This is a genomic window from Arthrobacter sp. FX8, assembly GCF_026723805.1.
Lineage (GTDB): Bacteria > Actinomycetota > Actinomycetes > Actinomycetales > Micrococcaceae > Arthrobacter.
This window is the reverse complement of sequence record NZ_CP113505.1, coordinates 2772154-2783662: the sequence shown is the minus strand read 5'-3', so window position 1 is coordinate 2783662 and position 11509 is coordinate 2772154. Positions and strand designations below refer to the sequence as shown.

Genomic DNA, 11509 nt, shown 5'->3' with positions numbered 1-11509 from the left:
CTTCAGGCGGGGGCGAGTGGTTTTGCCTGGGTCTTGGCTGATACCTGGGTTCCCGTTTCGGCAGGGGCTTCCACGTGGCGGATCTCCAGGGCCTCGGGGTCCAGCAGCTTGCGGGTGCCGGTGCGGGCGTCCAGGATCCAGAAGAGTTCCAGGTGCGGGACGACGTCCGTCACCCGTCCCTTGTGGAAGAGCCTGCCGCGGTGCCATGCCTCAATCTGGTCCCCGATGCGGAGCTGGGCGGTACGTACTCCTTGTGCCTCCATGTGGGCTGCCTCCTGCTGTTGTATCCCCGTAAGCACAGCTTGCCCTGACGAGGTTGCCGGAGTGTTTCCGCCCGGTGTTTTTTCTGTGTCAGCAGGGGCGGGCGCACCGATCAGAAGCTTGTTCGTCCATCTGTGCCCTGTAGCTTCGGATGGGCGGACAAGCTTCTGATACGCAGCTGAGCGCGGCAGGCCGGAGCTCAGTCCTCGATCGGGAACGCGACGGCTTCGCCCACAACCCGCAGGCACAGCTCCATGCCGGGCCGCGCGATCGACGCGTTCCAGTGCCGGATGGTGATCACTTCGCCGCCGCCGGGGTAGCGGTGGTCGGCGTGCTCTGCCACTTCCTGGGGCACGTTCAGCTTCAGCCGCACCGTGGTTTCGGGCCCGAAGTAGTCGGTGTCCACCACCACGCCGCGGATGGGGCCGTCTTCGGCGATGCGGATCTGTTCCGGCCGCAGCATCAGCTGCACCCGTCCCTGCGCCGGCGGCCTGCGCACCGGGATGCCGCCCAGGGAGCAGGTGGCCAGGGACCCTTCCAGCCAGGCGTCCAGGATGACGGCGTCGCCCAGGAATTCAGCGGTGGCGCGGTCTGCGGGGCGGGTGTACACCACAAAGGGGTTGCCGATCTGGGCCAGCTTGCCGCCGCGCATCACGGCCACTTGGTCGGCGAAGGAGAGGGCCTCGGCCTGGTCGTGCGTGACCAGGATGGTGGTGACGCCGGCCTCGGCCAGCACCTTGGCCACGGCGCGGCGGGTGGCCACGCGGAGCCCGGCATCCAGGGCGGAGAAGGGCTCGTCCAGGAGCATCAGCTCCGGTTCACGGGCCAGCGCCCGGGCCAGGGCAACCCGCTGCTGCTGGCCGCCGGAGAGCTGGTGCGGCCGGCGCTTGGCCATGGCGGCATCCAGGGACACCATTTCCAGGAGTTCGGCAACGCGTGCTGCCACGGCCCGCCTGCCGCCTTCAAGCTTTGCCGCATCAAGGCCGAAGGCAACGTTCTGGCCAACGGTGAGGTGCGGGAACAGGGCACCGTCCTGCGCCACGTAGCCGATCTGGCGCTTGTGCGCCGGCAGCCAAGCGCCCTCACCCGCCACCAGAGTCCCGTTCAGCGAGATGCTGCCGGTGTCCGGATGCTCAAACCCGGCAATCAAGCGCAGGAGCGTGGTCTTGCCGGAGCCTGACGGTCCCACGATGGCGGTGGTTCCGCCCTTGGCCACGGACAGGTTGACGCCCCTCAGGACCGCCTGCGATCCGAAGTTCTTGGTAACGTCCGTGATCTGCAGGTGGCTGTTGGTGGTTGCGGCCACTGAGGGTGCCACCCGCGGCTCGGGCAGCCTGCGGGTCGATGGTGCTGTCACTGTCCGGCTACTTTCTTGGACTGTTGGAAGAGGAGATAGGTCATGGGTGCGGAAAGCAGGATCATCAGCAGGGCATAGGGTGCGGCGCCGGCGTAGTCGATTTCGCTGCTCTTGCTCCAGAACTCGGTGGCCAGGGTCCGGGTGCCGTTGGGGGACAGGAGCAGCGTGGCGGTAAGTTCGTTGGCGATGGCCAGGAACACCAGGGCAGCCCCGCCCGCGGCGGCCGGAGCCGTGAGCCGCAGGGTGACACGGATGAAGGCCAGCAGCGGCGGCTTGCCCAGCGCCTGTGCCGCCTCGTCGAGTTCCTTGGGCGCCTGTGCCAGGCCGGCCCGGAGGTTCACCAGGGCCCGCGGAAGGAACAGGAGAACATATGCGGCCACCAGCACTCCCGCCGTCTGGTAGATCCCCGGTACCAAGCGGATGCTGACGGTGACGAAGGCCAGGGCCACCACGATGCCGGGCATGGAGCTGGTGACATAGTTGGACAGTTCCAGGGACTTGCTGAACCAGCCGGGCCTCCGGACCGCGAGGTAGGCCATGGGGAAGGCGACCACGATGGTGGCTGCGGCGCCGAGGAGCCCGTACCAGAACGTGGCAAGTAGTGCGGGGAGGAATTCGGAGGCGGTCCAGGCCTCGGCCCCGCCGGCCAGGATCCACTTCAGCACGTAGAACAGCGGGAGGCCGAACGCCAGGGCGGTCAGCGCCAGCAGGAAGAGCTGGGCGGGGACGTGGTAGGCATGCAGGGGGAGCCGCAGAGCCTTGGCCTGCACGCCTGAACCGATCCTCGCGTAGCGTGCCGTGCCGCGGCTGCGGACTTCGGCCACCAGCAGCAGCAGGCAGAAGAACACCAGCACGCTGGCCAGCATGTTCCCGGCGGCGCCGTTGAACGTGGACCGGTACTGGGTCATGATCGCGGTGGTGAAGGTGTCGAAGCGGATCATCGCGAATGCGCCGTATTCGGCCAGCAGGTGCAGCCCCACCAGCAGCGCGCCGCCCGTCAGTGCGATCCGCAGCTGGGGGAGCACAACCCGGAAGAAGGCCCGCCAGGCGCCCAGTCCCAGCGCGGCGGCCGACTGCTCTATGGCCGGGTCCAGCCGGCTCAAGGTGGCTGCCGCCGGAATGTAGACCAGCGGGAAGTAGGAGAGGGTGGAAATCAGGATCCCCGAGCCCAGGCCGCCCAGCGACGGGATGGCCGACACCCAGGCGTAGCTGTTCACGAACGCCGGGACGGCCAGCGGCGCGGCCAGCAGGACTGCCCAGATTCGGTGGCCGCGCAGTTTGGTCCGTTCCACCAGCCACGCCCCCGCCACGCCAAGCAGCAGGCACAGCGGGATGGTGGCAGCCATCAGGAGCAGGGTGTTCAGCAGCAGTTCGCCCACCCGGGGCCGCAGGATGAGGCCGACGGCGGTGTCCCACCCGGTTGCCACCGTCATGTAGGCCACGTACCCCAGCGGGATGAGGGAGAAGAGGGCGATCAGCACCGCCACGACGGACACCGCGGAAACGCCGAAAGGCGGGCGGGGGCGTGTGCCCCGGCCCGCCGTCGTCGTGCTCCGCCGTGGGGGAGCCGATAGATCGGAGGTCACGGAATTACAGTAGTCCTGCCTGGGTCATCAGATCGCTGACCTTCTGGGAGTTGAGTTTCGCAGCGTCCACCTTGGGGGCCTGCAGGTCCTTGATGGGAACCAGCTTGTCGTTGGCAGGCACATCAGAGCCGATGGCGTACTCGAAGGACGTGCCGTTCTTCAGGACTTCCTGCCCCTTCTTGCCGGTGATGAACTTCAGGAAGGCCTGCGCGGCTGCTGCGTTCTTGGACGACTTGAGCACGCCGCCGCCGGAGACGGACAGGAAGGCGCCAGGGTCCTCATTCTTGAAGTAGTAAGGCGTGACGTTGTTGGAGTTCTCGCCGGTCTTGGCCTGGTCGCCGTAGTAGTAGTAGTGGTAGATCAGCGCGGCATCCACTTCACCGGCGTTCACTGCCTTCATGGCCGTGCTGTTGCCCTTGTACGCCTTGGAGTTGTCCTTCATGGCCTTGAGCCAGTCCTCCGTGGCGGACTCGCCCTTCAGTTCCAGCAGTGCGGAGACAATGGCCTGGAAGTCCGCGCCGGTGGGCGACGCAGCCCAGCGGCCCTTCCATTCGGGCTTGGCCAGGTCAAGCATGGACTTGGGCAGCTGGTCCTCGGTGAGCTTGGTCTTGTTGTAGACCAGGACGGTGGAGCGTGCGGCGATGCCCGTCCACTTCCCGGTGGAGGGGGTGAATTCGGAGGGGACCTGGGCCAGGGTGTCCTTGTTGACGTCGGCGAACAGGCCGGCGTTCTCCACCTGGGTCATGGCGGGGGAGTTTTCGGTGAGGAACACGTCCGCGGGGGACGCCTGGCCTTCCTGGATGATCTGGTTGGACATCTCCGTGTCATCGCCCTGCCGGAGGGTCACCTTGATGCCGGTTTCGGCCGTGAAGGCATCCACCCATTCCTTGGTGAGGCTCTCGTGCTGGGCGTTGTACACCGTAATCCCGCCCGCGGCGGCGCCGCCGGAAGCGGAAGACGAGCCGTTGCCGGCGGGGGTGGCGCCGCCGCAGGCGGTCAGGCCAAGAGCGGCGGTGGCGGCGAGTGCGATGCCGGCCAGCGCGCTGTTGCGGATCTTCATTGAGGCTGCTTTCGGTGGGGAAAAAGTCTGCTTGAACCTAAGTCCTGATGGGCGCCGGTAAACGGTGCCTATGTCAGGAAACTGTAGGGTAGGCAAACCTAAGCTCCAAGCCGGAAAGCGCTTTAAGTGATGAGGTTCACATCAATTACGCAAACAAGGCGTGACGTAATTCTGATGGTCCACTAGGTGTTCGGGTTGGGGTCGTGGACGTCGTGCTCCCCTATGTCCGCGGCACCCAGGAGGCTCTCCCCGGGGGCGTTTTCGGACGGGTGGAGCCGGACGCTCAGCTCCGGGTGGTGCAGGTCCAGGGCGGGACGTTCCGAACGGATCCGGGGCAGCGAGGTGAAGTTGTGCCGCGGCGGCGGGCAGGAGGTGGCCCACTCCAGCGAAGCGCCGAAGCCCCAGGGATCGTCCACGGTGACCTTCTTGCCGGCGCGCCAGGTGATGTAGACGTTCCAGAAGAACGGGATGAGGGACGCTCCAAGGAGATACGACCCGATGGTGGAGAACTGGTTCATTCCGGTGAAGTTGTCCTCCGGCATGTAGTCCGCGTACCGGCGGGGCATGCCCAGGACACCCAGCCAGTGCTGGATGAGGAACGTGGCGTGGAAGCCCAGGAACAGCATCCAGAAGTGGATCTTGCCCAGGCGCTCGTTGAGCATGGTGCCGGTGAACTTGGGCCACCAGAAGTAGAACCCGGCGAACATGGCGAACACCACCGTGCCGAACACCACGTAGTGGAAGTGCGCCACCACGAAGTAGGTGTCCGAGACGTGGAAGTCCATGGGCGGCGAGGCCAGGATAATCCCGGTGAGGCCGCCGAACAGGAACGTGGCCAGGAACCCCATGCTCCAGAGCATCGGCGTTTCGAAGGTCAGCGACCCGCCCCACATGGTGCCGATCCAGTTGAAGAACTTCACGCCGGTGGGCACCGCGATGAGCATGGTCATGAAGGCGAAGAACGGCAGGAAGATCGCGCCGGTGACGTACATGTGATGGGCCCACACCGTCACGGACAGGGCTGCGATGGCGATGGTGGCGTACACGATGCCCTTGTAGCCAAACAGGGGTTTGCGGCTGAAGACCGGGAAGATCTCCGACACGATGCCGAAGAACGGCAGCGCAATGATGTACACCTCCGGGTGGCCGAAGAACCAGAACAGGTGCTGCCAGAGGATGGCGCCGCCGTTGGCCGGGTCGAAGATGTGGGCGCCGAACTTGCGGTCCGCGCCGAGCGCGAACAGGGCGGCGGCCAGCGGCGGGAATGCCATGAGCACCAGGATGGCGGTGACGAGGGTGTTCCAGGTGAAGATGGGCATCCGCCACATGGTGAGCCCCGGGGCGCGCATGCAGATGATGGTGGTGATGAAGTTGACGGAGCCCAGGATGGTGCCGAAGCCGGACAGTGCCAGGCCGAAGACCCACAGGTCACCGCCGATGCCTGGGGTGAACGTCGTGTTCGACAGCGGCGCATAGGCGAACCAGCCGAAGGACGCTGCGCCCTGCGGGGTGATGAAGCCGGACACCGCGATGGTGGAGCCGAACAGGAAGAACCAGAAGGCCAGCGCGTTCAGGCGCGGGAAGGCCACGTCAGGGGCGCCGATCTGCAGCGGCATGATCACGTTGGCGAACCCGGCAAACAGCGGGGTGGCGAACATCAGCAGCATGATGGTGCCGTGCATGGTGAACAGCTGGTTGTACTGTTCCTTGGTCTGCAGGATTTGCATGCCGGGCTCGAACAATTCGGCACGGATCAGCAGGGCCATCACGCCCCCGGCGCAGAAGAACACGAAGGACGCAATCAGGTACATGTACCCGATGGTCTTGTGGTCGGTGGAGGTGATCCAGTTGACGATGATGGTGCCTTTGGAGCGCCGGACCACTGCCGGTGCGGCCGTGGCTGCGGTTCCGCCCATTCTTTGGCCTGTGGTGGTCATGTTCGGTGCCCTCCTTTACTGTGCTGCGTCCGGGGCCTGCGGTGACGGGGCCGACATCGGTGCCCTGTTGTAGTCGGCGCCCAGGTTGCCCGTGTTGCCCTTGGCCTTCAGGTCCGCGATGTGGCTGTCATACTCCTGCTGGCTGACCACCCGGACCTTGAAGAGCATCTCGGAGTGGTACTCGCCGCAGAGTTCGGCGCACTTGCCCATGTATTCGCCCACGCGGTTGGGGGTGATGTTGATGTAGGGGTTGTACTGTTCGTGGCCCGGATACAGGTCGCGTTTCTGCAGGAAATCCACCACCCAGAAGGAATGCTGCACGTCGCGGGACTGCAGGTGCAGTTCCACTTTCTTCCCCACCGGCAGGTAGAGGGTGGGCAGCCGGTCCGGGGTGCCCCAGTCGCCCGTCAGGTGGGCCTGCTGTCCGGCGTCCTCGTGAACCTGTTCCTTGACGTAGTTGAAATCCCAGGACCACTGCTTGCCGAAGACGTCGATCACCACGTCCGGGTTGGGGTAGCGTGCATCGATGGCCCGCTGTTCCCGGTCCGTGAAGACGAACAGGACGCCGATGACGATCAGCGGGATGGCCAGGTAGAACACTTCCAGCGGAAGGTTATAGCTCAATTGCGCGGGGAACCCTACGGTGTTCTTCCGGCGCCGGTAGGCAACGATGACCCAGATCATCAGTCCCCAGGTGATGATGCCCACCACCAGTGCAGCGATCCAGGAGTTGACCCACAGGTCCGTGATCAGCGCGGTGTTGTTGGTGGTGTCACGGTTGCCGGGCAGGAAGCCGCGGGACACTTCGGCGGAGCAGGAGGCCAGCAGCGGCAACACACCAAGGCCAGCGCCCAGTCCTGCCAGGCGCCGCATGCTTTGGTTTTTGAATGGTTTCCTACCCACCTGTGGTCCCTCCGGCATGCTCCAGAAGCCCAACTGCATGAGCCCACTGCTGGCCCCGGGACCAGCAGTTGTGTGCCCCACCCTACGCCGGGGCGGATGCTGATGGGAAGAGGTTTTCGGGGGGCTGCGCTAGCGGCTGCCGGCCCAAACGGACACTGCTCCCGAATGGCCGGTCACGATGCTTTGGTACACCAGGAACAGTCCCGCCAGTACGCCCAGCACCGAGGTGGCGGGGAGCAGCCAGCGGGACTCCAGAAGCCCGCGGAGACCGTGGAAGGCGGGCCGGCGTGTCAGGAGCGTGGGGAAGGCTGCGGTGATCTGGGCACCCACGGCCACCAGGAACAACACTGTGACGTAGCGGAGGAAACTCCCCTGGTGGGCGTGCTCCTCAACCAGTTGTGACGCGCCCCTGGCCTTTTCCAGCTGTTCCCCCGCTTCGGCGGTAAGGACGGACAGCGGAACCAGCAGCAGTGCCAGGACTCCCATGGGCCAGGCCAGGTAACGCCTGGTGCGCCGGAGCAGGGCGAAAACCACTGCCGAGACCCCGGCCAGCGGAGCCAGGACCACCACGCCGTGGATCAACAGAATATGGGCCGGAAGGCCGGCGATCTCCAGCACGGGAAACTCCTGATCAGTAGCGGGCAGCGGAATGTGGGAAGTGGCTGGGTTCGAGAAGGGCTAGGCGATGCCGGTGGTGCCCAGGAGGCTTCCCACTGCGAACGTGAAGGCCATGGCAAGCGCCCCGCCAACCACCAGCCGGATGGTGGCCTTGCGCTTGGAGCTGCCGCCGATTTTGGCGCTGACGGTGCCGGTCAGCGCGAGCGCCAGGATGACGGCGACGAACGTGACCGGGATGCGCGCCCCTTCGGGCGGGAAGATGATGGCCAGCATAGGCAGCACGGCGCCGACGGTGAACGCGATGGCGGAGGCGAAGGCTGCGTGCCAGGGGCTGACCACTTCCTCTTCGTCGATGTTCAGTTCGGCAGACAGGTGTGCCTTCAGTGCGTCCTTTGCCGTCAATTCTTCGGCAACTGTCCGGGCCGTGGCTTCGCTGAGTCCCTTTGCCTGGTAGATGTGCGCAAGCTCTGCCAGTTCGCCGTCGGGATCGTCTCTGAGCTCCTGGCGTTCCTTTTCGATCAGTGCCCGCTGGCTGTCGCTTTGGCTGCTCACGGAAACGTATTCGCCCAACGCCATGGACACGGCGCCGCCCACCACCGCCGCGGTGCCTGCCACCAGGATTGGCGCGAGGTCGTTGGTCACCCCGGCCACGCCCACCACAGTTGCCGCCACGGAGACGATGCCGTCGTTCGCGCCCAGGACACCGGCCCGCAGCCAGTTCAGGCGGGATGTCACGCTGCTGTCGTGCGGTTCGTTGCGGCTCAGCTTGAGAGTTTCAGACATGCTGGCAGTAAAGCACTGCAGGGACCCCTCTGCCACGAAGGTTTGCATCCCCTAACCACACGGGCATGCCTGGTGCAGACCCTGTACCAACTGCAATCCTGGGCGTACCTTAAAACAAATAAGTTTACTTACTAGTCCTGAAAAGGCAGGATCCAGGCCTGGACGCTCCATGAGCAGGCAACGGGAGAAGGACGACGGCGATGGACACCTACGGCAATGACGGCAACGGAGGCGCGGGCGCAGGCAGGCGGACGTTCGGCGTCGAGGAGGAGCTGCTCCTGGTGGACCCCGCAAACGGGGAAGCCGTGCCGATGGCCGGAGCACTCCTGAACCTGTACGTCCGCCCCCTGCAGGCCGGAGCCGGGCCCGTCCTGGCCGCTGAGTTCCAGCAGGAAATGATCGAGGTGGTCACCCCGCCCCACGCCACCCTGGCACGGCTGGAACAGGACATCATTGCCGGGCGGGGCATCGCCCGGCAGGCGGCAGGGGACATCGGCGTCAGGGTGGCCGCGTTGGGCACCTCGCCGCTCCCGGCCGACCCGCATCCCGTACAGCTCCGGAGATTCAGGGCAATGACGGAGGAATACGGGCTGACCGCCAGGGAACAGCTCACCTGCGGGTGCCACATCCACGTTTCGGTGGAGTCGCCGGAGGAAGCCGTGGCCGTGCTGGACCGGATGCGTATCTGGCTGCCGGTGCTTATCGCCCTCAGCGCCAACTCACCGTTCTGGCACGGCCAGGACAGCGGCTACGCCAGCTACCGCTCCCAGGTCTGGAACCGCTGGCCCTCGGCCGGTCCGCTGGACATCCTGGGGACCCCGGACGCCTACCACCAGCTGGTGCACGACATGGTGAGCACCGGCGTCGCCCTGGACGAGGGCATGGTCTACTTCGATGCCCGCCTCTCGCGGCACTACCCCACAGTAGAGATCCGCGTGGCCGACGTGTGCCTGCGGCCGGAGAACACCGTCATGCTGGCGGGAATTGCCAGGGGCCTGGTGGAAACGTCCGCGCGGGAATGGCGCGAGGGCATCGAGCCGGTGTCGGCGCCCTCGGCGCTGCTTCGGCTGGCCGCCTGGAAAGCAAGCCGGTGGGGGCTGCGGGGAGAACTGCTGGACCCGCATACGCACCGCCCGGCGTCCGCGCTCGCCGTCGTGAATTCCCTGCTGAACCACATCCGTGGGGCGCTGGAAGACATGGGTGACCTGCCCCGGGTGGAGGCCCTGGTGGACGCGGTACTCAACACCGGCACCGGCGCCGTGCGGCAGATGGAGGTGCTGCACCGCACCGGCGACCTGGAGCAGGTAGTACAGGATGCGGCTGACTGCACTGCCGGCTCCTCCTGGGAGCCGCGTCCTGGACGCAGGCGTCAGTAGGTGGTGGCGTTGGGCAGGATCAATGGCGGCAGCGGTGTCTGGTTGAAGTCGAAGGCGTTGGCCAGATCGCCCAGTTGCGGGTTGTTCTCCCGGACCCCGGGGCGGTTGTCGGGCCGGCCGTCGGTGGCGGGGTCGATCCTTTCGCCGCCCAGGAAATCGTCCTCGATGAATTTGAAGTAGGCGTCCTGGCTGAGGATCTGATGGTCGATGTAGCCCTTCTTCGCGTAGGGGCTGATGACCATGGCGGGGACGCGCAGGCCGTAGCCGCTGTTGTCCACCGCAGGTGGCTGGACATGGTCATAGAACCCGCCCCAGTCGTCCCAGTTCAGGAAGATGGCGGTGCTGTCCCAGTCCGGGCCGCTCATGATCGCGTTGACCAGCCCGGCAACATACTGCTGGCCGGTGCTGACCTTGGCCGGGGGATGTTCGCTGACCTCGTCGCTGGGTGCCACCCAACTGACGGCCGGCAGCCTGCCCTGCCTGGCGTCGTCGTAGAAACCGGCAAGCGGTTTGATGTTGCCTTGCTCGCCGTCCTCCTTGACCGTGTCGAAGTACGGCAGCGGATTCCACCGCCCCGGCGTTTCGGCATCCTGCTCAACGGGGGCGCACGTGGCGGCATCGTTGCGGCAGTCCGGCTCGGTGCCGCTGAAGACGTAGTAGGCCCACGGCACATTGTGTTTGTGGAGCAGGTAGGTCAGGTCGGTCCAGGCGTAATTGGGCTGTTTCAGGTTCTTGGCTGCTGCTGCCAGCTTCTCCTTCAGCGCGGCCGGGAATGGTGCTGCGTCGACGGCGGCCTTGCAGGTGGCGTAGGAATCGGTGCGTTTGCAGCTGGCCGTTGCCAGCTGCTGGGTTTGGACGGCAAGGTCGGGGCCACTGCCTGCCTCCCCGAGGGCGTCGCGGCAGGTCTGCAGGTCCTGGTCTGCCTGGCATTCGCCGATCAGGCTGTCATCGAACTCCGCCTTTTCAGGTTCATTGTCCAGGCCATCCAGTGCATCCACGCACGACGACGGCTCCCCGGGCTTCGTGCACTTGGCCGACCACTCGGACACCATGTAGAGGTGGGCCTGCAGGCTTCCGGCTGCGGCGGAGGTGAACATGTGGTCCTGAAGCACGAAATTGTCGGCGTATGTCCAGTAGGTCGGCAGCTGTTTTCGGTCGTGGTAGCCCATCACGTCGGTGCGCCTGGTCTTGTACGTGCAGTCGGTGGCGGTCGCCTCGCAATGGGCAACGCCCTTTTCCGCCTGGGCCACGAACCCGTCCATGGCACCGTTGTTGATGTCTGCCGCCGCGTCGGCCGGACTGTGCGGGCCGCCGTCGTTGCTGTCTGATGAATCGTAGAACGGCGCAACGCAACCTCCGCGCGCCGGGTCCGGCAGGCAAACGGCAGGCTTGCCGTCCTGCATGGGAATGCCGTCGGCACCCGGGTAGGTGCCGAAGTAGCTGTCGAAGGACCTGTTCTCCTGGGTAATGATCACCACGTGCTTGATCTTGGAGATCCCTCCGTTGGTTCCGGACGAGGTCCCGGGGCGCAGGGCAACGGGAACCACGACGGCGAGCAGCACCAGGGCCGCCACGGTCAAGGCGGCGGCCGGGACACCGGGCCGTCGTCCCTGCCCCGGGAAGCCCAT

10 protein-coding genes are annotated in these 11509 nt (G+C 65.8%); 1 reads left to right on the top strand and 9 read right to left on the bottom strand.

Translation table 11 applies throughout. From position 1 onward, the window contains the following. Nucleotides 1-2: 2 nt before the first annotated feature. From OUO20_RS12955 to OUO20_RS12920, 8 genes are all read right to left on the bottom strand, one after another. Nucleotides 3-263: a hypothetical protein gene (locus tag OUO20_RS12955; RefSeq protein ID WP_018768825.1), complete on the bottom strand. Its 261-nt coding sequence runs from the start codon at nucleotides 261-263 to the stop codon at nucleotides 3-5. A 197-nt stretch (nucleotides 264-460) separates the two neighbouring features. Then, nucleotides 461-1618: an ABC transporter ATP-binding protein gene (locus OUO20_RS12950; RefSeq protein ID WP_186447816.1), complete on the bottom strand. Its 1158-nt coding sequence runs from the start codon at nucleotides 1616-1618 to the stop codon at nucleotides 461-463. After that, complete coding sequence (locus tag OUO20_RS12945) at nucleotides 1615-3204, bottom strand: ABC transporter permease (protein ID WP_026265696.1); 1590 nt, start codon at nucleotides 3202-3204, stop codon at nucleotides 1615-1617. Before OUO20_RS12945 ends, OUO20_RS12950 begins: the two co-directional genes overlap by 4 nt. A gap of 4 nt (nucleotides 3205-3208) precedes the next feature. Next, nucleotides 3209-4264, bottom strand: coding sequence for an iron ABC transporter substrate-binding protein (locus tag OUO20_RS12940; RefSeq protein ID WP_018768822.1), 1056 nt, complete (start codon nucleotides 4262-4264; stop codon nucleotides 3209-3211). A gap of 182 nt (nucleotides 4265-4446) precedes the next feature. Beyond that, entirely contained in the window at nucleotides 4447-6201 is a 1755-nt protein-coding gene (gene ctaD / locus OUO20_RS12935; RefSeq protein ID WP_268001896.1) for an aa3-type cytochrome oxidase subunit I, read from the bottom strand. Between the two features lie 15 nt (nucleotides 6202-6216). After that, nucleotides 6217-7074, bottom strand: coding sequence for an aa3-type cytochrome oxidase subunit II (gene ctaC, locus OUO20_RS12930; protein ID WP_018768820.1), 858 nt, complete (start codon nucleotides 7072-7074; stop codon nucleotides 6217-6219). 159 nt (nucleotides 7075-7233) lie between these two features. Next, nucleotides 7234-7722, bottom strand: coding sequence for a hypothetical protein (locus OUO20_RS12925; RefSeq protein ID WP_018768819.1), 489 nt, complete (start codon nucleotides 7720-7722; stop codon nucleotides 7234-7236). Nucleotides 7723-7782: 60 nt separating this feature from the next. Then, nucleotides 7783-8505, bottom strand: coding sequence for a VIT1/CCC1 transporter family protein (locus OUO20_RS12920; protein WP_268001895.1), 723 nt, complete (start codon nucleotides 8503-8505; stop codon nucleotides 7783-7785). 200 nt (nucleotides 8506-8705) lie between these two features. On the opposite strand from OUO20_RS12920, the gene OUO20_RS12915 reads away from it, so the two are divergent. Then, the gene (locus tag OUO20_RS12915; RefSeq protein WP_018768817.1) at nucleotides 8706-9881 is read left to right on the top strand and encodes a carboxylate-amine ligase; all 1176 of its coding nucleotides are present in this window, start codon (nucleotides 8706-8708) and stop codon (nucleotides 9879-9881) included. On the opposite strand, the gene OUO20_RS12910 is transcribed toward OUO20_RS12915, so the two are convergent. Continuing rightward, nucleotides 9875-11509, bottom strand: coding sequence for a phospholipase C (locus OUO20_RS12910; RefSeq protein WP_268001894.1), 1635 nt, complete (start codon nucleotides 11507-11509; stop codon nucleotides 9875-9877). The genes OUO20_RS12915 and OUO20_RS12910 overlap by 7 nt on opposite strands.

Bases quoted from the DNA above. Each gene is read 5' to 3' on its own strand.
- ctaD (WP_268001896.1), bottom strand. From the start codon at position 6,201: ATGACCACCACAGGCCAAAGAATGGGCGGAACCGCAGCCACGGCCGCA.
- OUO20_RS12940 (WP_018768822.1), bottom strand. From the start codon at position 4,264: ATGAAGATCCGCAACAGCGCGCTGGCCGGCATCGCACTCGCCGCCACC.
- OUO20_RS12915 (WP_018768817.1), top strand. From the start codon at position 8,706: ATGGACACCTACGGCAATGACGGCAACGGAGGCGCGGGCGCAGGCAGG.
- OUO20_RS12920 (WP_268001895.1), bottom strand. From the start codon at position 8,505: ATGTCTGAAACTCTCAAGCTGAGCCGCAACGAACCGCACGACAGCAGC.
- OUO20_RS12910 (WP_268001894.1), bottom strand. From the start codon at position 11,509: ATGGGCTTCCCGGGGCAGGGACGACGGCCCGGTGTCCCGGCCGCCGCC.
- OUO20_RS12955 (WP_018768825.1), bottom strand. From the start codon at position 263: ATGGAGGCACAAGGAGTACGTACCGCCCAGCTCCGCATCGGGGACCAG.
- ctaC (WP_018768820.1), bottom strand. From the start codon at position 7,074: ATGCGGCGCCTGGCAGGACTGGGCGCTGGCCTTGGTGTGTTGCCGCTG.